Origin of the sequence: Bacillus sp. 2205SS5-2 (assembly GCF_037024155.1) — a bacterium.
Lineage (GTDB): Bacteria > Bacillota > Bacilli > Bacillales > Bacillaceae_K > Bacillus_CI.
Map to the genome: position 1 here is coordinate 1 of NZ_JAYKTS010000025.1, position 23,845 is coordinate 23,845.

At 36.9% G+C, this 23,845-nt stretch carries 23 protein-coding genes, 1 rRNA gene and 1 pseudogene; 23 read left to right on the forward strand and 2 right to left on the reverse strand.

What is annotated here, in order from left to right:
- Positions 1-11: 11 nt before the first annotated feature.
- Positions 12-127 (forward strand): 5S ribosomal RNA (rrf, locus tag U8D43_RS15375).
- Between the two features lie 409 nt (positions 128-536).
- On the opposite strand, the pseudogene U8D43_RS15380 reads toward rrf, so the two are convergent.
- Positions 537-1,447: pseudogene (locus U8D43_RS15380) on the reverse strand (IS1595 family transposase).
- 492 nt (positions 1,448-1,939) lie between these two features.
- Between U8D43_RS15380 and U8D43_RS15385 the strand changes: the two are divergent.
- From U8D43_RS15385 to rsmI, 10 genes are all read left to right on the forward strand, one after another.
- Entirely contained in the window at positions 1,940-2,140 is a 201-nt protein-coding gene (locus U8D43_RS15385) for a sigma factor G inhibitor Gin (protein WP_335872073.1), read from the forward strand.
- 97 nt (positions 2,141-2,237) lie between these two features.
- Positions 2,238-3,653, forward strand: coding sequence for an aminotransferase class I/II-fold pyridoxal phosphate-dependent enzyme (locus U8D43_RS15390; protein ID WP_335872074.1), 1,416 nt, complete (start codon positions 2,238-2,240; stop codon positions 3,651-3,653).
- Positions 3,654-3,697: 44 nt separating this feature from the next.
- Positions 3,698-4,330 (forward strand): dTMP kinase, encoded by a 633-nt coding sequence (tmk, locus tag U8D43_RS15395; protein ID WP_335872075.1) that lies wholly within the window; start codon positions 3,698-3,700, stop codon positions 4,328-4,330.
- A gap of 111 nt (positions 4,331-4,441) precedes the next feature.
- Positions 4,442-4,771: a cyclic di-AMP receptor DarA gene (gene darA, locus U8D43_RS15400; RefSeq protein ID WP_335872076.1), complete on the forward strand. Its 330-nt coding sequence runs from the start codon at positions 4,442-4,444 to the stop codon at positions 4,769-4,771.
- Between the two features lie 17 nt (positions 4,772-4,788).
- Positions 4,789-5,229, forward strand: a complete 441-nt coding sequence (locus U8D43_RS15405; RefSeq protein ID WP_335872077.1) for a YaaR family protein — start codon at positions 4,789-4,791, stop codon at positions 5,227-5,229.
- Positions 5,230-5,243: 14 nt separating this feature from the next.
- On the forward strand, positions 5,244-6,245 hold the full coding sequence (gene holB / locus U8D43_RS15410; RefSeq protein ID WP_335872078.1) for a DNA polymerase III subunit delta': 1,002 nt from the start codon (positions 5,244-5,246) through the stop codon (positions 6,243-6,245).
- Positions 6,238-7,059, forward strand: a complete 822-nt coding sequence (locus tag U8D43_RS15415; protein WP_335872079.1) for a PSP1 domain-containing protein — start codon at positions 6,238-6,240, stop codon at positions 7,057-7,059. Before holB ends, U8D43_RS15415 begins: the two co-directional genes overlap by 8 nt.
- Positions 7,060-7,072: 13 nt before the next feature.
- Positions 7,073-7,438: a DNA replication initiation control protein YabA gene (gene yabA, locus U8D43_RS15420; protein WP_335872080.1), complete on the forward strand. Its 366-nt coding sequence runs from the start codon at positions 7,073-7,075 to the stop codon at positions 7,436-7,438.
- 162 nt (positions 7,439-7,600) lie between these two features.
- Complete coding sequence (locus U8D43_RS15425; RefSeq protein ID WP_335872081.1) at positions 7,601-8,332, forward strand: tRNA1(Val) (adenine(37)-N6)-methyltransferase; 732 nt, start codon at positions 7,601-7,603, stop codon at positions 8,330-8,332.
- A 191-nt stretch (positions 8,333-8,523) separates the two neighbouring features.
- Positions 8,524-9,393: a 16S rRNA (cytidine(1402)-2'-O)-methyltransferase gene (gene rsmI / locus U8D43_RS15430; protein WP_335872082.1), complete on the forward strand. Its 870-nt coding sequence runs from the start codon at positions 8,524-8,526 to the stop codon at positions 9,391-9,393.
- A gap of 382 nt (positions 9,394-9,775) precedes the next feature.
- Here rsmI and abrB read toward each other — a convergent pair whose 3' ends face one another.
- On the reverse strand, positions 9,776-10,060 hold the full coding sequence (abrB, locus tag U8D43_RS15435) for a transition state genes transcriptional regulator AbrB (protein WP_335872083.1): 285 nt from the start codon (positions 10,058-10,060) through the stop codon (positions 9,776-9,778).
- 446 nt (positions 10,061-10,506) lie between these two features.
- Between abrB and metG the strand changes: the two genes are divergently transcribed.
- The 12 genes from metG (at position 10,507) to glmU (ending at position 23,838) form a co-directional block, all read left to right on the forward strand.
- Positions 10,507-12,456: a methionine--tRNA ligase gene (gene metG / locus U8D43_RS15440; protein WP_335872084.1), complete on the forward strand. Its 1,950-nt coding sequence runs from the start codon at positions 10,507-10,509 to the stop codon at positions 12,454-12,456.
- Between the two features lie 253 nt (positions 12,457-12,709).
- Positions 12,710-13,477: a TatD family hydrolase gene (locus U8D43_RS15445; RefSeq protein WP_335872085.1), complete on the forward strand. Its 768-nt coding sequence runs from the start codon at positions 12,710-12,712 to the stop codon at positions 13,475-13,477.
- 218 nt (positions 13,478-13,695) lie between these two features.
- Positions 13,696-14,925: a ubiquitin-like domain-containing protein gene (locus U8D43_RS15450; protein WP_335872086.1), complete on the forward strand. Its 1,230-nt coding sequence runs from the start codon at positions 13,696-13,698 to the stop codon at positions 14,923-14,925.
- Positions 14,926-15,229: 304 nt separating this feature from the next.
- Positions 15,230-15,790 carry a ribonuclease M5 gene (gene rnmV, locus U8D43_RS15455; protein WP_335872087.1) on the forward strand — a complete coding sequence of 187 codons (561 nt, stop codon included), beginning with the start codon at positions 15,230-15,232 and terminating at the stop codon, positions 15,788-15,790.
- Complete coding sequence (rsmA, locus tag U8D43_RS15460; protein ID WP_335872088.1) at positions 15,783-16,664, forward strand: 16S rRNA (adenine(1518)-N(6)/adenine(1519)-N(6))-dimethyltransferase RsmA; 882 nt, start codon at positions 15,783-15,785, stop codon at positions 16,662-16,664. Before rnmV ends, rsmA begins: the two co-directional genes overlap by 8 nt.
- 731 nt (positions 16,665-17,395) lie before the next feature.
- Positions 17,396-18,286, forward strand: coding sequence for a sporulation peptidase YabG (gene yabG, locus U8D43_RS15465; RefSeq protein ID WP_335872089.1), 891 nt, complete (start codon positions 17,396-17,398; stop codon positions 18,284-18,286).
- A gap of 195 nt (positions 18,287-18,481) precedes the next feature.
- Positions 18,482-18,745 (forward strand): biofilm formation stimulator Veg, encoded by a 264-nt coding sequence (gene veg, locus U8D43_RS15470; RefSeq protein ID WP_335872090.1) that lies wholly within the window; start codon positions 18,482-18,484, stop codon positions 18,743-18,745.
- Between the two features lie 345 nt (positions 18,746-19,090).
- Positions 19,091-19,960: a 4-(cytidine 5'-diphospho)-2-C-methyl-D-erythritol kinase gene (gene ispE, locus U8D43_RS15475; RefSeq protein WP_335872091.1), complete on the forward strand. Its 870-nt coding sequence runs from the start codon at positions 19,091-19,093 to the stop codon at positions 19,958-19,960.
- 62 nt (positions 19,961-20,022) lie between these two features.
- Positions 20,023-20,856 (forward strand): pur operon repressor, encoded by an 834-nt coding sequence (gene purR, locus U8D43_RS15480; protein ID WP_335872092.1) that lies wholly within the window; start codon positions 20,023-20,025, stop codon positions 20,854-20,856.
- A gap of 13 nt (positions 20,857-20,869) precedes the next feature.
- A complete protein-coding gene (locus tag U8D43_RS15485) occupies positions 20,870-21,244 on the forward strand; it encodes a RidA family protein (protein WP_335872093.1) in 375 nt (124 codons plus the stop codon).
- Between the two features lie 722 nt (positions 21,245-21,966).
- Entirely contained in the window at positions 21,967-22,260 is a 294-nt protein-coding gene (spoVG, locus tag U8D43_RS15490; RefSeq protein ID WP_335872094.1) for a septation regulator SpoVG, read from the forward strand.
- Between the two features lie 204 nt (positions 22,261-22,464).
- Positions 22,465-23,838, forward strand: a complete 1,374-nt coding sequence (gene glmU / locus U8D43_RS15495) for a bifunctional UDP-N-acetylglucosamine diphosphorylase/glucosamine-1-phosphate N-acetyltransferase GlmU (protein ID WP_335872095.1) — start codon at positions 22,465-22,467, stop codon at positions 23,836-23,838.
- Positions 23,839-23,845: the final 7 nt, after the last annotated feature.

Genomic DNA, 23,845 nt, shown 5'->3' on the forward strand with positions numbered 1-23,845 from the left:
AAGTAAATACGTATGGTGGCATTAGCGAAGAGGTCACACCCGTTCCCATACCGAACACGGAAGTTAAGCTCTTCTGCGCCGATGGTAGTTGGGGGTTTCCCCCTGTGAGAGTAGGACGTCGCCATGCATTATTAAAAAACAGCCCGAGGGCTGTTTTTTTGTTTTGAACTTGAATTTGAATTTGAACTAAATGAAATCAGATTCTATTCATGAACGGGAGTGAGAGCAGGGAGAAGTAAGGAGGTCAAAAGAGTGAGCGAGAGAATTCCGGAGCGTACAACAACGCACGTGAGAATCAGTACGTCCGAAACTGACGCGGAGATTCGCCCCTGCTGTTCGAACCCGTGCCGATGGAAGTTGGGAGTGCCCCTGTGAGAGTAGGAAGGTCGCCACGGATGTGAAAAAGAGGGAGAAAGGGAAATCTCTCTTACTAAAATCGACAAGTCCTGTGGCAACGCAGCAGTCAGCACATCTATGTTCAAGCCAAGAAGAAGGAAGAAAACGCGTAATCACCTATTTACTATTTCTAAAAATGATTATTCCACTAGCTCAGAATAAGTAATTGTCCTTGTTGAAACACATAACTTTACTAAACGACTAAACCATTCACCTTTGAATTTCCTTCGATTAAATCGATAAGCAAATTCGTCTAAATAAGACTGAAGATGCTTAGGGTCAAGTCCGTGGAACGTTCCACCAATAAATGCTTTTGCATTGGAAAGAACGGTGTGTAATCAGATTAAATGGTCTGGACTTTTTTTGGCATTGTAAACTTGATATTCGTGTTTAAAACCAGCACCAGCAAGGGCTCTATATGAGAAATAGGCATCACTACTAATGGTTGATCCTGGTTCGATTCTTTTCTTGGCAAAATCAATCAAGGTTTCCTCTTTAACATTTGGGATGACTCCATTTTTAGAAAAAGCGGATGCCCCTTTTTGTTTAAGGATAACCCTGCTAGTACCTTGGTTTTGTCCGTTCCACGACCGCGTTTTCCACCTTCAGATGGCGAACCAAAGAAAGCATCGTCTAGCTCTACAATACCAGCTAGTGTGTATTTTGCATCACGTTTTCTCATGGCTCTCCTAATTTTATGAAGCATAAGCCAAGCGGTTTTATACGTTACTTCAAGTTCTTCAGACAGTTTTGTTGCAGATACACTACGTTTATCATGAACGATTAAATAGATGGCTAGAAACCATTTTGTTAAGTCTGCTCTTGTTTTTTCCATTACCGTTCCGACAGTGACAGTTGCTTGGTAACGGCATTGTTTGCATTCATAAAGCTTGTGTGTACGTGTTTTGGTTGCAAAATAGGCATCGTGACCACATCTCTCGCAACTATAACCGTGTGACCACTTTAATGAAAATAGATGGTCATGACAGGCCTCCTCGGTTGAAAACAGTTTTTGAAAAGAAAACAAACTCATTAGTAGGTATTTAGCCATTTTAATCACCCTGTCAAGAATAATGTTAGTCATCATCCTTGACAACCATTCGTTCTATTTAAACATTATTTTGAGTAAAGGGGATACTCATTTTTCTAAATATGTTTTAATACGGAAATAAATTTTATGGTAGGCCAATTTCTGCAAAGTTTGTTGCTTTTCACATCCGTTAATCATCTATGAAATAGTATTGTTCCGAGTCTCAAGCCACTGTAGCTGGATCTGTCTATTTTGATGGAAATCAACATTGAAAAGAAGGATTTAGTCAAAAATCAGGTGAAATAGCCACAATGTATACGAAATGAGCCTATAATAAAAAAGCGACTTAGCGTTGATTGTAGGAAGTACCAAACTAAAATTTTGTAAATTTTAAGTAAGACATACACAGAGTGAAAAAAATCCCATATACTATACTAGTTAAAAACGGTTAATTTTTAGAAATTTGTATACAAATAGAAAATTAGGAAAGACTATTTGTATGGAGGTGGAGAGATGAGGAACCAAAAAAATCATCTATATGGGGAAACTTGTATTATTTGCTCGGACGAAAAGACAAAGGGGATTCACTTGTACACTTCATTTATCTGTTTTGATTGTGAAAGAGCCATGATTCATTCTGAAACAAAAGATCCCGATTATAGTTTTTATGTTCATCAACTTAAGAAAGTAACGACTCCACATATTCCTTCGTAATGCCGAGCAAACAAGATTGCTTGGTTTTTTTTCGCCTTCTTTCAATCTATCATCGGGTGTACAATAATGGGAAGAGTTATAGAAAGGGAGAAGCATAGTGAATCAAAAAAATACACCATTATATTCAGCAATTCAAAAACATATCGAGAAAAGAAGCTTCTCTTTTCATGTTCCAGGTCATAAAAATGGGCGAGTTGGTTGGGAAGGATCTCATTTTAAGCAGTTTCTTCCGTTTGATGTCACAGAAATAAGTGGACTAGACGATTTGCATGCTCCACAAGAAGCCATTAAAGATGGGGAAGACCTTCTGAGAAAGTTTTACGGTGCAAAAACCAGTTGTTTTTTAGTAGGAGGAAGCACGGTAGGGAATTTAGCAATGATATTAGCTAGTTGTGGTGCTGGGGATACGGTATTAGTCCAACGTAATTGTCATAAATCAATTATCAATGGATTAAAACTAGCCAAAGCGTTGCCTGTTTTTCTTCAGCCTGAGTGGGATGAAAAAACGATGTCACCAGGAGGTGTATCCCGAGCTACTTTAAAAAAAGCACTTGCTTATCACCCAGAAGCCAAAGCATGCATCTTTACATATCCAACTTACTATGGAACTTGTTATCCCCTTGAAGAGCTTATAGTAGAAGCTCATTTAAATGATGTGCCAGTTTTAGTGGATGAGGCCCATGGACCGCATTTACAGCTTGAGCAAGTTTCGTTCTCATCTGCACTTCAAGCGGGAGCGGATATTGTGGTGCAGTCTGCCCATAAAATATTACCGGCTATGACAATGGGTTCCTATTTACATATAAATAGTAACCGAATTTCAGAAAGAGAATTGAGGAAGTACCTTTCAATTTTACAATCGAGCTCACCTTCCTATCCCATTATGGCGTCCCTTGATATGGCAAGATTTTTTATTGCCAACTATGATTCAGAAGATTGGAGGTATATGCTGAAAGAACGGAATCAGTTTATCCATGAAGTAAGAACTGTAGAAGATGCCACAGTTCTTGAGTGCGATGATCCCATCAAATTACTTTTACGAGTGAAGGGTGTGTCGGGGTTTGACCTTTCATATGCACTAGAAAAAATAAATATTTTTCCTGAGTTAGCAGATCACCACCAAGTATTGTTAATTCTTCCTCTATTCAAAAAAGGATCGGAGTCCTATTTAAATGATGCTAGTAAAAGAATGATTTCAGCCTTATGCTCATTGGAGAAGAAGAAGGAAGTAGATTTTTCATTCTCGATTACTGAAGAAGAAAAAATACAATCACTAGTGATACCATATAGTGAATCAAAAGAGAAGAAACAGAAATTAGTAAAGGTTAAACAAGCTGTAGGAATGGTTTCTAGTGAGATGGTCATCCCTTATCCGCCAGGAGTTCCCTTGTTAATGGAAGGAGAGCGTATATCTGAAGGAAAAGTTGAACAATTGCAAATGTTGAAATTAATGGGTGCTCGGTTTCAAGGTAATCATGTTCTTGAACAAGAGATGATATATGTATATGATTAGTAACGATAAATAGATAAGGAATGTTATGTTGTTGGAGGTAAGTAATGAAGAAGAATGGATTATTTGTAACTATTGAAGGTCCTGAAGGGGCGGGGAAATCGACAATATTAGAAAAAATAGAAGAATCCCTACTAAATGAGGGACACCAGGTTATCAAGACAAGGGAGCCAGGTGGAATTCCGATTTCGGAGAAAATCCGCGAGATTATCTTAAATCCGCAGCACACGGAAATGGATGGTAGGACGGAAGCTTTATTATATGCTGCAGCTAGAAGACAGCACTTGGTTGAAAAAGTAATCCCGGCGCTGGAAAAAGATTATGTTGTCTTATGTGATCGATTTGTAGATAGCTCGTTAGCATATCAGGGAATGGGCAGGAATCTAGGCATAGAGGCTGTATACAGTATCAATAAATTTGCCATTGAAGACACTTTTCCAGATGTTACACTTTATTATGATATAGAACCTGAGGAAGGTCTAAAACGAATACAGGCTAGTAAAGGGAGAGAAGTGAATCGATTAGATTTAGAAAATCTGACTTTTCATGAAGAGGTACGTAGTGGCTACTTAAGGCTATTAAAAAATGAGCCCAATCGAATCAAAAGAATTGATGCTAGTCAAACTCGTTCGAAAGTTTTAGCAGATAGTTTAGCGATCTTAAAGCCATATTTAACTTAATTTTTTTCTTTATTTTTCCAAATAGGGAAACGAGTGATAATTCCGATGTATGTTCTCTCGATTACTGATATAATAGAGGGAAGATATAAAAGTAGGAGGTTACCACTTTCCATGAAACTTATATTAGCGGTTGTACAAGACCAAGATAGTAATAAACTATCTCAAGCCCTAACAAAATGTAATTTCAGCTCGACAAAATTAGCGAGCACAGGTGGTTTTTTGAAATCTGGAAATACAACATTTGTGATTGGAACAGAGGATATTCGGGTTGATAAAGCGCTTCAAGTAATAAAAGAGAGCTGTCAATCAAGGGACCAAATGGTTGCTCCTGTTAGTCCGATGGGTGGGAATGCCGACTCTTATGTACCTTACCCAGTTGAAGTAGAAGTAGGCGGTGCTACGGTATTTGTTTTACCAGTAGAGCAGTTTTTTCAGTTTTAACTTTGGAGGCAGTATGAATGAAGATCAACCAAGACATACGAATTGGTTTAGATAAAGTGAAGATTGACCAAAAGGAAACAAACACGAGTGGCAAAACATTTGGAAGACTTGTGCAAAAGCAAGATCAGAAGCTCCATCTAGAACAGCTTTCTAAGCTCCTTTTAGATGTTGGACAAGCGGGAGAAAGGCTTTCACGCTCAAGAAATTTAAAAGACCTTTCCAAATACAAAAGCTTAGTCAAACAATTTGTAAAGGAAACTGTGGATTTTGGAATGAATTTAAAACATTCTTATACCTGGAACCAATTTGGGGAAGGACGTAAGCTTAAGACAATTGAAATGATTGATCAAGAGCTCGTCCAACTATCAGAGGATGTTATAAATAAAGAGAAAGAATCGATGGATGTACTAGGCCGGATTGGTGAAATCAAAGGACTATTGATTAATCTATATACGTAAGTGAGTGGATGTAAGTGACGAAAACATGGGAAGAGCTGAAGCGGATTCAGCCCCTTGTCCTCCAATTGATTTCAAATAGCATTATGAGAAACCGTGTGGCTCATGCTTATATTTTTGAGGGAGAGAGAGGAACAGGGAAGGTAGAGATGAGCATCCTATTTGCTAAAAGTTTGTTTTGTGAAACAGCACAGAATGGAGTTCCTTGTCTACAATGTCTCAATTGCAAAAGAATCGAAAATAGGAATCATCCCGACGTGCATATAATTGAACCAGATGGTTTGTCGATAAAGAAAGATCAAATCCGTTCACTTCAAGAAGAATTTAGTAAAACGGGCGTTGAGTCTCGAAAAAAATTCTATGCAATCATTCATGCGGATAAAATGACAGTCAATGCTGCCAACAGTTTATTAAAGTTTCTAGAGGAGCCTCAGTCAGAAACGACAGCAGTCTTAATTACCGAACAAATCCATCGAATCTTGCCAACGATTCTATCAAGATGCCAAGCTTTATCCTTTAAACCGCTACCTAATAAAGTGGTGAAAGAAAAATTACTAGAAAACGGCGTTTCAAACGAAATGGCCATGCTTGTGTCTAATTTAACCAATAACTTTGACGAGGCTTTGCAACTTTCGAATGATGAGTGGTTTGCACAAGCACGAAAGATAGTGTTAAAATTATATGACGTCCTCCGGAAAAGTGCCTTCCAAGGAATGGTTCAACTTCAGGAGGATTTTTTCCAACATTTTAAAGAAAAGTCACAAGTAGATCGAGCTTTAGATCTTTTGTTATTAATATATAAAGACCTCTTGTATCTCGGTATTAATTATGAAGAATTAGCGTTTCCAGATCAAAAAGAAGCTTGGCAATCACAAGCTCTCCAAATTTCGACAAAGCGCATATCAGAACAAATGACAATTGTTTTAGACGCTAAGCGGAAATTAAATGCCAATATGAATACGCAGCTATTAATGGAAGAGCTTGTGCTAAAGCTACAGGGGGGATTTACCTTTGTATAATGTAGTAGGAATCCGTTTTAAGAAAGCGGGGAAAATATATTATTTTGATCCAGATGCTTTTTCAATCACAAAAGATGATTATGTGATTGTCGAAACGGTTCGAGGAATTGAATACGGTAAAGTTGTTCTTGACCCTAAACAAGTAGGGGAAAATGATGTCGTATTACCTTTGAAAAAGGTGCTTCGAATTGCTGATGAAAAGGATCGATTAACGGTTCAAGAGAACAAAGAAGCAGCAAGTGAAGCGTATACTATTTGTTGTGAAAAAATAGAGACACATCAGCTAGATATGAAACTAGTAGATGTTGAATATACGTTTGACCGCAATAAAGTCATTTTTTATTTTACAGCCGATGGTAGAGTCGACTTTCGTGAACTTGTAAAAGATCTTGCTTCCATCTTCAGAACGAGGATTGAACTACGGCAAATTGGCGTTAGGGATGAAGCAAAGATGCTCGGCGGGATTGGTCCTTGTGGACGTATGCTCTGCTGTTCAACGTTTTTAGGTGATTTTGAACCCGTTTCTATTAAGATGGCTAAAGATCAAAATTTGTCATTAAATCCGACAAAAATTTCTGGTTTATGTGGTCGTTTAATGTGTTGTTTAAAATATGAAAATGACGAATATGAAACAGCAAAAGCTGAATTACCTGACATTGGTGAAGTAATCCAAACACATGAAGGTAAAGGTAGAGTGGTTGGACTAAATATTCTTGAACGTGTTGTTAAGGTAGATATAAAGGAACATGAAAGAGTTTTAGAATTTACTTTAGATGAAATAAAAAATGGTGCCGTAATTCAAGCCACAGAGTAATGAGGTGGAAGTAGTGGATAAAAAAGAGTTCTTTGATTCAGTCATCGATATGGAACAGCAAATAGGACAATTATATAAGCAACTTGGAGACTTAAAGCAGAATCTTGCAACAATGATTGAAGAAAATAATTCGCTTCAACTTGAAAATAAGCATTTGCGCCGTAGACTGAAAAGCACCGAGAACTCTAAAAAAAGTGGCGCACAGGCTAATCAATCTCTTCATACTAAAGAAGAGGATAAACATGCTGATATTGGAGAAGGGTATGATAATTTAGCCCGCTTATATCAGGAAGGCTTTCATATTTGTAATGTACACTTTGGAAGTCCTCGAAAAGATGAAGATTGCTTGTTTTGCTTATCATTTTTGAATAAAAAGTAATGATTGCCTTCCTTTTAAAGGGAGGCTATTTTTTTAAAGGCTTTAAAAGAAATAATTCTTAAAATAGTTTTCTTACGTAGGAAATAGCCACAATGTATAGAAAAGAGCCATATAAAAAGAACCTCTAACAAAGGAATATTGTTAAAAGGAGAAGTTGAAACAATGCTTAGAGATGATGAAAGATTAGATTATTTATTGGCTGAAAATCTACGAATAATCCAAAGTCCCACTGTATTTTCTTTTTCAATAGATGCCGTATTACTTGCTAATTTTACTTATGTTCCGATTCAAAAAGGGGATATTGTTGATTTATGCAGTGGAAACGGTATTGTTCCCTTACTATTAAGTAAACGAACAAAAGGAAGGATTACGGGGGTTGAAATACAAGAAAGACTGCATGATATGGCATCTAGAAGTATAAAGTATAATAAATTAGATGAACGCATTACATTGATTCATGGTGATATTAAAGATATGCCAGATCAGTTAGGAAGAGGGAAATATGAAGTAGTTACGTGTAATCCGCCGTATTTCCAAACACCTAATCATGAACAAATCAATCCTAACGAACATTTAGCGATTGCTCGTCATGAGCTATTATGTACGTTAGAAGATGCAATTTCTTCGACAGCAGCGCTTTTAAAGCAAGGAGGAAAAGCATCTTTTGTGCACAGACCTAGCCGCTTGTTAGATATTGTGACGCTTATGAGGCAATATCGATTAGAACCAAAAAGAATGCGATTTGTTTACCCAAAGAAAGGAAAAGATGCAAATATACTATTAATAGAAGGAATAAAGAATGGCCAACCGGACTTAAAGGTACTACCTCCTCTTTATATTTTTGATGACGGAGAATATACAAAGGAAGTACAGGAGATTTTATATGGAATTTAACCAATATTCCTATGTACCAAAATGTAAAGTTTGATGTAACTAAGGAGATTAAACAAACGAAGTAGATAGATGAGACTTCAATTCAATGGGGAAAGTATACAAGGACGAAATGTTAAGAAGCAGGTACCTATTTTAAGCAACACACTATAGATCACAAAAAGACCGATATGAAGAAAGTGCAGGTGAAGCAGATGAACATTCAAAAAAGCTTTCATAAGGACCAAGAAGGAGAGCTGTATTTAGTTCCGACCCCAATTGGAAATTTAGAAGATATGACATTTAGAGCAATAAATACGATGAAAAAAGCTAATTGGATTGCTGCAGAAGATACGAGGAATACGAAGAAATTATGTAACTACTTTGAGATTCAGACGCCTACCATGAGTTATCATGAACATAATAAAAACATAAGTGGTGAAAAAATTCTGGAAAAACTTAGAAATGGGGATATAGTAGCTCTTGTCAGTGATGCAGGTATGCCTTGTTTATCAGATCCAGGGTACGAAATCGTCCAAGAAGCATTAGCAGAAGGTCACGCTGTGATTCCACTACCAGGTGCAAATGCAGCTGTAACAGCTCTTATCGCGTCTGGAATAAATCCTCAGCCATTTTACTTTTTTGGCTTTCTTGCTAGAGGAAAGAAAGAGAAGAAAGAGCAACTTGAAAATCTGAAAAAAATAGGTGCCACGTTAATCTTTTATGAATCCCCCCATCGTTTGAAAGATACACTTCAACATATGAATGATATTTTGGGGAATCGTCAGATAGTCTTATGTCGTGAATTAACAAAGAAATTTGAAGAGTTCATTCGAGGAAGTTTAGAAGAGGTAATCAATTGGGCGGAAGAAACAGAGATTCGTGGAGAATTTTGTATTATTGTAGAAGAAGGTGAAATAAAAGAAGATCAGGAAATACAATGGTGGGAGTCACTCTCTTTAATAGATCATATTGAGCATTACATACAAAGTAAGGAATTAAAATCAAAAGAAGCCATAAAACAAGTGGCAATTGACCGAAAACTGCCAAAACGAGAAGTATATCAAGCGTATCATGTAGAGTGATTTGGTTGATATAGAGTGAAAGGATATCGAGGTAAATCCTGATGTAAATTCAGAGAAACATCAATCTTATATCCTTTGTGAAAGATAGTTTGCAATTATTATTGCTGAACTTGCACTAGGTAAGTAAATCGTGTTAACGATAGACTTCGGGGTCCAATTCATATCTTCTTGAATCAAAGTTAAGATAAAGTAGTGAACTCCTACAAAGCTTAATAAAAAATCCTCGTCAAGGACGAGGATTTTTTATTAAGACTGCATTCGCAAAAAACAATGTTTTGTTGCGGGGTATCTTTTCGCCTATTTATAATGGATATCATCAGAAAAATAAAGGATTCCATTTAAAAGTAAACGAAAGAGCACAACGTTTACGAAAAAGCCTTTATTATTTATTTAAGTTAAAAGAATTTTGGATTTCTTGAATAAGTTGTTCTGCACCTTCACGGCTTAGAATTACTTTTCCTTCAGCAAGTTTGATGTTATCATCAGAAACTTCTCCAGTAATTTGGCAAGTCATGTTTGGTTTATATTTCTTCAAGATGATTTTTTCGTCATCCACATAAATTTCTAGAGCATCCTTCTCTGCAATTCCTAATGTACGACGCAATTCAATTGGAATCACCACGCGTCCTAATTCGTCAACTTTACGAACAATACCTGTAGATTTCATAATAAATATTTCTCCTCTCGAAAGCTAATTTTTTTATATCTGAAAGTAATATATGATTCGTCATCATTCGACATATTTCATGCCTGTAAATCTATCATACCAGTCATTCCCAAATTCGTCAATAATATTATATGCATTTTTTTTTGAGACTATTTTCCCATATATTACTGATAAATATAGGTTTTGAGGGTATATGAAAGAAAATAAAAATATTTTGAATGTTATCTCATTTTCAACATTGGTATGGGAAAAAATTCATTTTTTGTCGAATTAACGCGCGATTCGACAAAAAACGCGTTGGAGTTTTAAGAAATTCACTGGTCTAGTGTCTCGGTTGCAGAAAACATGAATATTAGGTATATTTTGTGAAGATAAGCGGTTAAGATGGGGATATATATATAAGTAAGAATTTAGTTTTTTGCTTAAAAATTCAAGGAGGAACTAGAATGGAAGAAAAATTAAAAACCTTCTATATTACAACGCCAATTTATTATCCAAGTGGAAATTTACATATTGGACATGCTTACACAACTGTAGCAGGGGATGCAATGGCTCGTTATAAACGTATGCGTGGCTTTGATGTGATGTACTTAACGGGTACTGATGAGCATGGACAAAAAATACAACGAAAAGCTGAAGAAAAAGGAATTTCTTCTCAAGAATATGTTGATGATATTGTTGAAGGCATTCAAGAATTATGGAAGAAACTCGATATATCATATGATGACTTCATTCGTACAACCCAACCTCGTCATAAAGATATCGTTGAGAAAATTTTCAAACAGTTACTAGATCAGGGAGACATTTATTTAGATCAGTATGAAGGTTGGTATTGCACGCCTTGTGAATCGTTCTTCACTGAGCGCCAACTCGTTGAGGGAAAATGTCCCGATTGTGGTCGCAAAGTGGAAAAAGTAAAAGAAGAATCTTATTTCTTTAAGATGAGTAAGTATGCGGATCGTCTACTCGCCTTTTATGAGGATAATCCAGAATTTATCCAACCCGAATCTCGTAAAAATGAAATGGTTAATAATTTCATTAAGCCTGGATTAGAAGATTTAGCTGTTTCACGAACAACGTTTGATTGGGGCGTTAAAGTGCCAGGCGATGCCAAACACGTAATCTATGTTTGGATTGATGCTTTGTCAAATTACATTTCTGCGCTCGGATACGGTACAGAGGAAGATCGGAAATATGTTAACTATTGGCCGGCAGATGTCCATTTAGTCGGAAAGGAAATTGTCCGCTTTCATACAATTTATTGGCCGATTATGTTAATGGCACTAGATCTACCATTGCCTAAGAAAGTATTTGCTCACGGTTGGCTATTAATGAAAGATGGGAAAATGTCAAAATCAAAAGGAAATGTAGTAGATCCAGTCACATTAATTGATCGGTTTGGACTAGATAGCTTGCGTTATTATTTACTGCGAGAAGTACCCTTTGGTGCCGATGGTGTGTTTACACCTGAAGGGTTTGTGGAGAGAGTGAATTTCGATTTAGCTAATGATCTTGGGAATTTATTAAACCGTACGATTGCTATGATTAATAAATATTTTAATGGAGAGATTCCAGTTTATAATGGGTCAGATAGTGAGTATGATCAATCACTATTAGAAACGAATAAACAGACCGTATTACAGTACGAGGAAGCAATGGATAAAATGGAATTCTCAGTTGCACTATCCTCCATTTGGCAGCTCATAAGCCGTACGAATAAATATATAGATGAAACCCAACCATGGGTTTTAGCGAAAGAAGAAGAGCGAAAAGGGGAACTGGGGAATGTAATGGTTCACTTAGCTGAATCATTGCGTAGAGTGGCAGTTTTGTTAACCCCATTTTTGACCAAGACACCAAGTCATATCTTCCAGCAATTAAACATTAAAGAAGAAGAGTTATTGAAATGGGATTCTCTAACAAATTTCGGGAATATCCCTGAGGGTACAAAGGTTGTAAAAAAAGGGGAGCCGATCTTCCCTCGCTTAGAAGTTGAAGTAGAAGTGGAGTATATAAAAGATCAGATGCAGGTCGGAACACAAGAAACAGTAATAGAAGAAAAACCTGAAGTTGATGAAATTACATTCGATGATTTTATGAAGGTAGATCTTCGAGTAGCTGAAATCTTACATGCTGAGCCAGTTAAAAAAACAGATAAACTTTTGAAAATCCAGCTTGATTTAGGATACGAAAAGCGTCAAGTTGTTTCGGGGATTTCGAAATATTATAAACCTGAAGAAATAATAGGCAGAAAAGTGATCTGTGTCACCAATTTAAAACCTGTAAAACTTCGTGGTGAATTATCTGAGGGGATGATTTTAGCTGGAAGCAAAGATGGAGAATTATCTTTAGCGACAATTGATGCAAATTTACCAAATGGTTCACAAGTAAAATAAAGCTCGTTTTAGAGAGTTTCACGTGAAACATTTTTCGACGTGAAACTCTTTTTTTATATTCTATTTAGACAAGGATTGCTATCGGGTTTTATCGCATCCTGTAGAAGTTTTTATGTAAATAAAATTTCTTACAATTACCTGGTGTATCCTAAAAACTAAGAGGTTCTGAATTGTAAACAAACTGTTACATGCTTGTGATGTAAGATATAAATAAATAGCTTACACTGATTACATTCAAAAGGAGAAAAAACATATGTTATTTGATACTCATGTCCATTTAAATGTAGACCAATTTAATGACGATCTGGAGGAAGTGGTTCAAAGAGCAAAAGAAGCCGGGGTAGAAAAAATGGTCGTGGTAGGTTTTGATCGACCGACTATTGAAAGGGCAATCGAGCTAGTCAATACATATGCACATCTTTATGCAAGTATCGGATGGCACCCTGTTGACGCGGTTGATATGAAAGATGAGGACTTAGATTGGATAAAACAATTATCTTCTCATCCAAAAGTTGTGGCTTTAGGTGAAATGGGTTTAGATTACCATTGGGATAAGTCACCAGCAGCGATTCAAAAAGAAGTGTTTCGAAAACAAATTCGCTTAGCGAAAGAAGTGAAACTTCCAATCGTGATTCACAATCGAGAAGCGACTCAAGACATTGTCGATATTCTAAAAGAAGAAGAAGCCTGTGAAGTAGGAGGTATTATGCATTGCTATAGTGGTAGCGTAGAGATTGCTAAAGCATGTATCGATATGAATTTCTTCATCTCCCTTGGTGGTCCAGTTACATTTAAAAATGCCAAAAAGCCAAAGGAAGTTGCTAAAGAAATCCCGCTAGAGTCCCTTTTAATTGAAACGGATTGTCCATATCTCGCACCACATCCGTACCGAGGAAAACGAAATGAGCCAGCTTTTGTAAAGCTTGTAGCAGAAGAAATTGCTCAATTGAAGGGGATTTCTGTTGAGGAAGTAGAACATGCGACCATGGAAAATGCAAAAAAAATATTTCAAATTAATTAATACGATTGTCTTTCACCAAGAGATGTCCTTACTATCTTTTAATTCTAGTAAGTTCTACATAACTTATTGCCAACATAGGATGACCGTGTTAACTGCTCTTGTATTTCTGCAACTCAAATAGAGAATGATACTAGGAATTAATCCTTTGGAAAAGGAAAGCAGTTGACATGTGAATCACATGTCCTATATAATTCACTCCAGAAAAGGAGGCAATTTTCATGAATGTAGAAAGCATGAAAAACCTGTTCTCAAAGTCCAAGAGTAAAAGAAGTTGGCTGATTGCCATTTCGAGTTTTGTGATGTTTGCATCTATTTATGGATTCTTAATCTATCAAAGTTCAAAACATACAGTAGCCATTTCATTAAATGGTGAGGAACAAGAAGTCGTCACTCAAGCTGATACAATTAAGGATCTTCTTGACGAATTAGATGTTTCGTATAACTCAAAAGACTATGTGTACCCTGCCCTTGATAAAAAGGTATCCAACAATATGAAAATTATATGGAAACCGGCAAAACAGGTTGAAATTGTAATGGGTAATGAACGAAAAGAAGTATGGACAACTGCTAGTACAGTGGAACAATTATTAAAAGACCAAGATATTCAACTTGGTGAGTCAGATAAAGTGACGCCACCGTTAGCGGAATCTATTACTAAAGATATTGAGATATTAATAGAACCGGCTTTCGCACTTAGAGTGATGGACGGAAAGAAAGAAAAAGAAGTGTTTACAACTTCGACTACGGTCGCTGACTTTTTAACGCAACAAGGAATCACATTAGGAGAGCTAGATCGAGTTGAACCTAGTTTAAACGAAGTGGTAAAAGCAAATGATACTATCCATGTTATCCGAGTTGAAAAAGTCACCGATGTAGTGGAAGAACCAGTCGATTTTACCGTTGTTACTCAAAAAGATTCATCTCTCACAAAAGGAACGGAAAAAGTAATTCAAAACGGATCAAAAGGAACGGTTGAAAAAACGTATGAAATCGTCAAAGAGAACGGAAAAGAAATTTCTCGTAAACTTGTAAAAGAAGACACAGTGCAAGATAGCCAAAATAAAATTGTTGCAGTTGGTACAAAGGTAATCACAGCGCAAGTATCTCGTGGTACCAATACGTCAACTTCTAACTCGTCGACTCAAGCATCAGCAAGTGGAAAAGAATTTTATGTCAGTTCCACAGCATATACAGCTTCGTGTAATGGCTGTTCAGGAATAACGGCAACTGGAATTAATCTAAATGCTAATCCTGGAATTAAGGTAATTGCAGTTGACCCTAGCATAATTCCTCTTGGAACAAAGGTTTATGTTGAAGGATATGGATACGCAATTGCAGCAGATACTGGTGGAGCCATTAAAGGGTATAAAATTGATGTTTTTGTTGGTACGAAAACAGAAGCGTATCAATGGGGAAGAAGACAAGTTAAAATAAAAATTTTGAATTAATAAAGCTGTTTTTTTCAAAGAGTGTTGCTTTTCGAACCAGTCTATAAATGGTTAGATAGCTTTTCTTCGGGGCATATTTTCGTCTACTTTTGATGAATATAAACAACAATATGATGGTTTAAATAAAAAATTAGATGAAATAGCAATATTGTATATGAAAGAGCCATTAATAATGTTAAACGAAAACAGGGGGTGCTGCCTCCTGTTTTTGCTTTTCCCGTGAATGGAGATAAGGTAGAATATACATACTAACTTATTCGTAAGATTGGACGAAGAATTAAGGTTACGCAATATTGGAGGAAATATGAAAATAAAAGAAATCATCGTTGTCGAAGGGCGAGACGATTCGGTTGCGATAAAACGTGCTGTAGATGCAGATACAATTGAAACCAATGGGTCGGCTATTAATAAAGAAACACTTACGAAAATTAAGCATGCTCAAGGAAAAAGAGGAGTAATTATCTTTACCGATCCAGATTATCCGGGAGAGAAAATTAGACGGACGATTGAGCAAGCCGTTTCAGGGTGTAAGCATGCATTTATTAAAAAGCAAGACGCAATGCCGAAAAAAGGAAAAGGTATAGGTGTAGAACACGCCTCTCCATTAGCAATTCGATCAGCATTGAAGGATGCCTATACGATGCAGGAGGAAGCGATTGAACTAATTAGTCAAGAAGATTTGATTAGTGCCGGTTTAATTGCAGGCCCATTAGCAAAACAGCGTCGAGTTCAATTAGGTAGTAAATTAAAGATTGGCTACACTAATGGTAAACAATTATATAAACGATTAAAGATTTTTCAAATAACAGAAGAAGAATTCGCTAATGCCTTACAGGAAATAGTGGAGGAGGAAAAACATGCATAAAGATATTGCGACACCAATTAGAACAAAGGAAATACTCCATAAGTATGGCTTTTCATTTAAAAAAAGTTTAGGTCAAAATTTTTTAATCGATCCAAATATTTTAAGAAATATCACACACTATGCCCACTTAGATGAGAAAACGGGTACGATTGAAATTGGACCTGGAATTGGGGCACTTACAGAGCATTTAGCAAGAGAATCGAAGAAGGTAGTAGCTTTTGAAATTGATCAACGTCTACTGCCTATTCTAAAAGATACATTATCACCTTATGACAATGTAAAGGTGGTTAATAAAGATATTTTAAAGGCAGATGTAAAATCCATTATTGAAGAGGAATTTCAAGATGTCGAAAAATTGATGGTTGTAGCAAACCTTCCTTACTATGTTACTACGCCAATTATTATAAAGCTCCTCACTGAAGGTATGCCAATCGATGGAATTGTAGTTATGCTTCAAAAAGAGGTAGCTGATCGTATTTCTGCTATTCCCGGAACAAAAGAATACGGTTCACTGTCCATCGCGATTCAGTATTACACAGAAGCAGAGACGGTCATGATTGTGCCCAAAACGGTATTTATGCCGCAACCAAATGTGGATTCGGCAGTGATACGATTAACAAAGAGAAATCAACCGGCAGCAAAGGTCATTAATGAAGACTTTTTCTTTTCAGTTACAAGATCTTGTTTTGCTCAAAGAAGAAAAACGATTTTAAATAATTTAACGAGCCAATTGCCGAACGGTAAACTGAAAAAAGAAGAGATTCTTTCTGCACTAAAAGAAGCAGAAATCGATCCAGTTAGAAGAGGGGAAACGCTCTCGATTCAAGAATTTGCTAAACTCAGTGATGCATTATATCCTATATTTCAACAATAAATAAGAGCATTCTTCATATGTTTTGTGGCCAAAACATATGAAAAATGATTAATCTACTCTTTTTTGTCTTGAAAAAAGTTGAAAACAACACGATAACTGCATGAGAAAAAGACCTGCTTGGATTACTTTTGATCCAAGCGGGCCTTTTTTATAGGCTTCTTTCGTATACATTGTGGCTATTTCATCTTATTTTTGATTAAATCTTCCATTTTACTGTTGAATTCCTTAAAAATAGACGGATCCAGCTGCAGTGGCTAGGGACTCGGGCATTTGTCAGCCCACTGCGTGAATCGGGATTCACTACGTGTTCTGCCAGATGCCTGCCGTCCCTGGGCAGCCACTTCCGCTTTTCTACAGCTATATCATAGATGATGAACTGATTTAAAAAGCAACATACTTCGTGAAAACAGCCTTTTTATATTTCTAATTTAGTTGTAAGAGTAAGAAGGGATAAACGTCCCCCGATCAAAAGCCGGAGTATAAGCCGTATAAGAAGGTGTATTACTATTTAGGGTAAATGGGAGGTTGGTGGCGTTTGGGCGGTAAAATAGGCAACTGAGAGGCAATAGGGCTCCTTTTATCGGACAAGGTTGATATTTTTACTGGATTTCTGGTTTTTGTCAGCGTTATTTGACTGTCGCTGATAATCGATCCGCCTCCGCCGTTTTTTCACCTATTGTTTTGTAGGTGCATAGGTTATTAGGGATATATAGATTGAGTGTTCATTGGAGATGAGGAAGGTGCATATACAGCTTCAGTCCATTGTTGGTAGGCGTTCTTATAATTGTGATATTTTGTTTAGGGTCATTGATATTCAACGTAGAAATGGTGATTCTTATGCGATTTTATATGGAGAAGATTATCGTTTAATTGCGGATGCTCCATTCTCGGATTTACTCGAAGTGGATTCTACTGTACAGAGGAAGATTTCTCAGCAGTTTCGAACTTTGGAAGAGCAATCCCTTCAATTGTTTCGACAAGATATTCACCTAATACAAGAAAAACAAGAGTATCAATCGACCTTTGCCGAAGTTGAAGAATATCAATATTTTCAAGTCCCAGGGAGAGTACTGCATTTAGATGGTGATCCGTCTTATTTGAAAAAATGCACGGATCTTTATGAGAAAATCGGGGTACCTGTGAATGGGGTTCATTGCAATGAAAAAGAAATGCCCAATAGAATCACTGCTTTAATCGAGCAATATCGACCCGATATTATGGTGATAACAGGTCATGATGCCTATTCCAAAGCAAAAGGAAAAAAATCAGATATAAATGCGTATCGACATTCGAAGTATTTTGTCGATACGGTGGTAGAAGCACGAAAGAAGGTTCCGCATCTTGATCAGCTTGTGATTTTTGCCGGAGCCTGTCAATCACATTTCGAATCATTAATTCATGCCGGAGCCAATTTCGCTAGTTCGCCTTCTCGTGTCAATATTCATGCGCTAGATCCGGTATATATTGTCTCGAAAATTGCGTTTACGCCGTTTATTGATTCGGTTAATGTATGGGATGTTTTACGTAATACATTAACGGGAGAAAAGGGGTTGGGGGGGATTGATACCAAAGGAGTCCTTCGAACAGGAATGCCCTTTCGTCCGATGATTGATGACGATTAAAAGCCGGGTATGAGAAATCATTTCGGCTTTTATACATAATAATCCATTATGGGGGCAAGATACTAGTTGTAGAAAAATAAATGAATTTGTTGAACGAAAAACATTGACAAGAATGAATTTTTATTGATAAAATAATAAATTTACTTGACTAATATTCCGTATTATGGTATAGTAAAAATAGTGAGGTGGAGCGAAATGCCAAAAACTCTTGGTGATATAAAAAAAGCACTTGATTCAAACCTTGGAAAACGTCTGATGCTAAAAGCTAATGGCGGACGTAGAAAAACGATTGAACGTTCTGGTGTCTTAGCAGAAACGTATCCAGCTGTTTTTGTAGTTGAACTAGATCAAGAAGAAAATGCTTTCGAAAGAGTTTCTTACAGCTATGCCGATGTACTAACAGAAACAGTTGAACTAACTTTTTATGATGATACAACTAGAACCGTTGCATTAAGCTAAGCAGTAGACAACAAGTTTACTGCTTTTTTATTTGCCTAAAAACGATTAATATGCTGCGTTTGAGGTATGCTGAATGAGGATTTATTTAGATTTTTCGCCTCATATAGAAATATGATTAGATGTCCGGAGCCCTACTTTATTAACGATGTATAGTCCGTTAGTGAAGGCTGTTTCGGGGCGTTTTTTCGTAATTCCAGAATCTAATCCATTTGAAAATGGAGGATTCCATGGATAATTAAAGTAAAAAGTAATAATGTATACGAAAAGATCCTTACATAGTAAAGAATATAGATATAATGTGATAAAATAGACGGAAAAGATTTTAACTAAAAGTAGGTGGACTATTTGAAACTTATGGTGAAAGCACCAGCAAAGATAAATTTATCACTAGATGTTTTACATAAACGACCGGATGGGTTTCATGAGGTTGAAATGGTGATGACGACGATTGACTTAGCAGATCGAATTGAGCTAGAGGAATTACCAGCAAATCATATTTCTATACTTTCCCAGAACCGCTTTGTTCCAGACGATAAGAGAAATTTAGCGTATCAAGCGGCTCAACTATTGAAGGGTCGATATAGGATTAATAAGGGGGTAGCAATCACTATTGACAAAACAATTCCTGTTGCCGCTGGTTTAGCAGGAGGAAGTAGTGATGCAGCCGCTACTCTGAAGGGATTAAATGAGCTTTGGCGATTAGGGTTATCAATGCAAGAATTAGCTGAATTAGGTTCTGAAATAGGATCGGATGTTTCATTTTGTGTTTATGGCGGAACTGCTTTAGCCACCGGCAGAGGAGAAAAAATTACGCATATATCAGCACCGCCTAACTGTTGGGTGATTCTTGCCAAACCTTCTCTAGGAGTTTCAACTGCAGATGTTTACCGAAATCTTAAACTCAATAATGTAAAACATCCAAATACTTCTGAAATGCTTAAAGCACTATCAGAAAGTAGTTATGATGGAATGTGTGAGCATCTAGGGAATGTGTTAGAAAGTGTAACCTTGAACCTGTATCCCGAAGTTGCCCAAATTAAAGACCAAATGCAACGTTTCGGTGCGGATGCAGTTCTGATGAGCGGTAGTGGTCCTACAGTTTTTGGACTAGTTGAGCATGAATCAAGAGTTCCGAGAATTTACAATGGTCTTCGAGGTTTTTGTGATCAAGTATATGCAGTTCGGATGCTCGGAGATGTAACTCCTCTTGTATAGATGCGTACATTAATGTAATATTTACATTAATTATTCGGATTGTGTGAGGAGGTTTCATAGTCATGAAGTTTAAACGAAGTGAGCGTCTAATCGATATGTCGCATTTTATTGTTGAGAACCCAAATAAAATTGTTTCACTGACTTTTTTTGCTGAGCGGTATCAATCAGCAAAATCATCTATTAGTGAGGATTTGGGTATTATTAAACAAACCTTTGAGCAACGTGGGATAGGTACATTACAGACCGTACCTGGTGCGGCTGGAGGAGTTCGTTTTGTTTCGAGAGTAAAAGCGGATGATGCTAAAATAATTATTGAAGAGCTCTGTAATCATTTAGCAAATGCGGAACGGCTTCTTCCGGGTGGGTATTTGTTTATGACAGATTTGTTAGGAAATCCATCAATGATGACGAAAGTAGGTAAACTACTGGCTTCTGCTTTTGCTGAAAAAGAAATAGATGTCATTATGACGGTGGCTACTAAGGGAATTCCGATTGCGCATGCTATCGCCAATCACTTAAATGTCCCAGTAATAGTGGTACGGCGAGACAGTAAAGTTACAGAAGGCTCAACGGTCAGTATCAACTATGTTTCGGGCTCATCTAGACGCATTCAAACCATGGTTCTATCAAAGAGAAGTATGAGAGAAGGATCACGTGTTTTAATAGTAGATGATTTTATGAAAGCAGGAGGAACGATTCAAGGAATGATGAATCTTCTAGAGGAATTTTCTGCCACTGTTGCTGGGATAGCGGTGTTAATGGAATCGGAAAATGCTAGCGAGCGTTTAGTAGATGATTATATATCACTAGTTCAACTTTCTGATGTAGACGAACGGGCAAAAAAAATCACGGTAAACGAAGGAAACTACTTTCACTCTAATTTAGTATTTTTATGAGGAGGTTGCTTTGATGAAAATTGTATCGACGAATGAAGCACCAGCAGCGATTGGACCTTATTCACAGGGGATGATTGTAAATAATCTATTTTATAGTTCAGGTCAAATTCCACTGACAGCTGAAGGAAAATTAATACAAGGGGATATTATCGTTCAAAGTCACCAAGTATTTAAAAACCTGACAGCAGTGTTAACTGAGGCTGGGGCATCTTTGCAAACGGTTGTAAAAACGACGGTTTACCTAAAGAACATGGAAGATTTTTCTGCCTTCAATGAAGTGTACGGTCAATATTTTGATTTGCATCAACCTGCTCGGTCTTGTGTGGAAGTGGCAAGACTTCCTAAAGATGTAGATGTTGAAATAGAAGTCATCGCTCTTGTAAAGTAAAAAGATATACAGACTTCAAAAGCTACCTTTCATTTTAGAGAAGGTAGCTTTTTGTGTAAGGTTCTTTGTATGAAATTGGTATATTTAGGCATCGTCAAATTAGTAAGTTTTCCCCAAACATACCGGGTTTATACCATTATTGGGATTGAAATTACTTTTTTTCATGATAGGCGGTGACGGCGTGACGTGAGCACTGCCATCGAGTTTTTCGTATGAATTTCGTCTATTTTTGATGGAAATAACAATGAAATGGGTGATTTAATCAAAAATCAGATGATTTAGCCACAATGTATACGAAAAGAGTCTTGCTAAAACAGCCTTGTGTAAAAAATAAGGCTTTTCTGCAAGGCCATTGAAAAAGCAATTTTTATTTTATTGGCTTCTTTTTCTCTAAAATGTCACTTTTTCAGTACCCTACTTTTCTGGGGAGGATTTTTCGTATATATATAGACCGTCAAACGGCTGTTGAGACAGCTTCAAGAAGAAACCTCTGCCTGAAAAGGAGGCTTCTATTAACTACTTGAGCATAATAGCAACAAGGAAGTTGAAAAGAGCCCTTACAAAAGAAAGAAGAGTATCGACCTTAAAACGTAATTAAATAATAGCCAATTCCGCTTTTCTAGTAAACTTTTTAAATATTTTTTCAATTAAAGGAGGATTCTGCCTTTTTTTATGGAATATATTAAGAGACTTTTCATCTAGGGAAAAAGGTGGTGAACAGAGTGGAAGTAACTGACGTAAGACTACGCCGTGTAAATACAGATGGTCGTATGCGTGCTATCGCTTCAATTACACTAGATAATGAATTTGTTATTCATGATATCCGTGTGATTGATGGGAATAATGGTCTATTTGTGGCCATGCCAAGTAAGCGTACTCCAGACGGAGAATTCCGTGATATTGCTCATCCGATTAATTCATCTACACGTGGTAAAATCCAGGATGCTGTTCTTGAGGAGTATCATCGTTTAGGAGAGCTAGAAGAAATGGAATTGGAAGAAGCTGGCGCATCCTAAAAGAATAGTAAACAACTAGAGCCTGCTTCTAAAGTAAGGCTCTTTTTTTTGATTCACTCCTGTATACCCCTATTTTATGAAAATAATCCTCTCCAATAAAAAACACTTGACAAATTATTGTATATTCACAAGTTCTCTTGAAATAGATGTGTTTTTAGGATATAGTCGTTATGGATAAAAAGGTGAAAATGGAGGCCGATATTGATGAATAGACGTTATGCAGTAATTTTGGCCGCTGGTCAAGGAACACGTATGAAATCTAAATTATATAAAGTGTTGCACCCTGTCTGTGGAAAGCCAATGGTGGAACATGTTGTTAACCAGACATCCGCCTTACATATTGACCAAACAGTTACGATTGTCGGTCATGGAGCAGAACAGGTGCAATCCTATCTTAAAGGCCGAAGCTCATTTGCTCTACAAGAAAAACAGTTAGGAACCGCGCATGCTGTTATGCAAGCAGAAGAGGCACTTGCTGATAAAGACGGGGTTACCCTTGTAATTTGTGGTGATACGCCATTAATCAAAGCAGAAACGATGGAGGCGCTTATTCATCACCATGAAGAAGTAAATGCGAAAGCGACTATTTTAACAGGATATGCGGAAAATCCGACAGGTTATGGTCGTATTATCCGTAATCAAGACGGTCTCGTTAAAAGAATAGTGGAACAAAAAGATGCATCAGAAGAAGAACAGCGAGAAAAGGAAATCAACACAGGTACTTATTGCTTTGATAATAAAATGTTGTTTCAAGCACTAAAAAAGGTTTCTAACGACAACTCACAGGGGGAATTTTACCTACCAGATGTCATTGAAATTCTTCAGTCAGAAGGAAACATTGTTAGTGCGTACCAAACAAATGATTTTGAAGAAACATTAGGTGTAAACGATCGAATTGCTTTGTCTCAAGCGGAAACGATTATGAAAAGAAGAATTAATAGGGACCATATGAGAAACGGTGTCACTATAATTGATCCTGAAAACACTTATATCGGTTCAGATGTTACGATAGGTCAAGATAGTGTGGTGTATCCTAATACCTCCATTTTGGGAAATAGTGTGGTTGGAGAAGAGTGTATTATAGGACCTGGAACTGAAATTAGCGATTCTAAAATCGGTAATCAGACAGAAATCCGCCAGTCAGTTGTTCATCGAAGTTCGGTGGGGAATCAGGTTGCTGTTGGACCGTTTGCTCATATTCGTCCAGAGTCCAACATTCACGATGCAGTAAAAATTGGAAACTTTGTTGAACTAAAGAAAACAACTATTGGTCCAAGAAGCAAGGCATCTCATTTAAGTTATTTCGGAGATGCAGAGGTAGGTGCTGATGTAAACCTCGGGTGTGGCTCTATTACTGTGAACTATGATGGAAAGAATAAATATTTAACAAGAATTGAAGATGGTGTTTTTGTAGGTTGTAACTCTAATCTTGTGGCTCCTGTTACTATTGGAGAAGGTGCTTATATAGCAGCAGGATCGACCATTACTGAGGACGTTCCGAGTGAGGCTTTATCAATTGCCAGAGCACGTCAAGTTAATAAAGATAATTATGTACAAAACTTGAATATAAAGAAATAATTGGAGG

Coding starts and splice junctions, on each gene's coding strand:
- rsmA (WP_335872088.1), top strand. CDS start 15,783: ATGCATAAAGATATTGCGACACCAATTAGAACAAAGGAAATACTCCAT.
- rnmV (WP_335872087.1), top strand. CDS start 15,230: ATGAAAATAAAAGAAATCATCGTTGTCGAAGGGCGAGACGATTCGGTT.
- glmU (WP_335872095.1), top strand. CDS start 22,465: ATGAATAGACGTTATGCAGTAATTTTGGCCGCTGGTCAAGGAACACGT.
- tmk (WP_335872075.1), top strand. CDS start 3,698: ATGAAGAAGAATGGATTATTTGTAACTATTGAAGGTCCTGAAGGGGCG.
- abrB (WP_335872083.1), bottom strand. CDS start 10,060: ATGAAATCTACAGGTATTGTTCGTAAAGTTGACGAATTAGGACGCGTG.
- U8D43_RS15385 (WP_335872073.1), top strand. CDS start 1,940: ATGAGGAACCAAAAAAATCATCTATATGGGGAAACTTGTATTATTTGC.
- U8D43_RS15485 (WP_335872093.1), top strand. CDS start 20,870: ATGAAAATTGTATCGACGAATGAAGCACCAGCAGCGATTGGACCTTAT.
- rsmI (WP_335872082.1), top strand. CDS start 8,524: ATGAACATTCAAAAAAGCTTTCATAAGGACCAAGAAGGAGAGCTGTAT.
- U8D43_RS15425 (WP_335872081.1), top strand. CDS start 7,601: ATGCTTAGAGATGATGAAAGATTAGATTATTTATTGGCTGAAAATCTA.
- U8D43_RS15405 (WP_335872077.1), top strand. CDS start 4,789: ATGAAGATCAACCAAGACATACGAATTGGTTTAGATAAAGTGAAGATT.
- metG (WP_335872084.1), top strand. CDS start 10,507: ATGGAAGAAAAATTAAAAACCTTCTATATTACAACGCCAATTTATTAT.
- purR (WP_335872092.1), top strand. CDS start 20,023: ATGAAGTTTAAACGAAGTGAGCGTCTAATCGATATGTCGCATTTTATT.
- yabG (WP_335872089.1), top strand. CDS start 17,396: ATGAGGAAGGTGCATATACAGCTTCAGTCCATTGTTGGTAGGCGTTCT.
- veg (WP_335872090.1), top strand. CDS start 18,482: ATGCCAAAAACTCTTGGTGATATAAAAAAAGCACTTGATTCAAACCTT.
- U8D43_RS15450 (WP_335872086.1), top strand. CDS start 13,696: ATGAATGTAGAAAGCATGAAAAACCTGTTCTCAAAGTCCAAGAGTAAA.
- U8D43_RS15445 (WP_335872085.1), top strand. CDS start 12,710: ATGTTATTTGATACTCATGTCCATTTAAATGTAGACCAATTTAATGAC.
- darA (WP_335872076.1), top strand. CDS start 4,442: ATGAAACTTATATTAGCGGTTGTACAAGACCAAGATAGTAATAAACTA.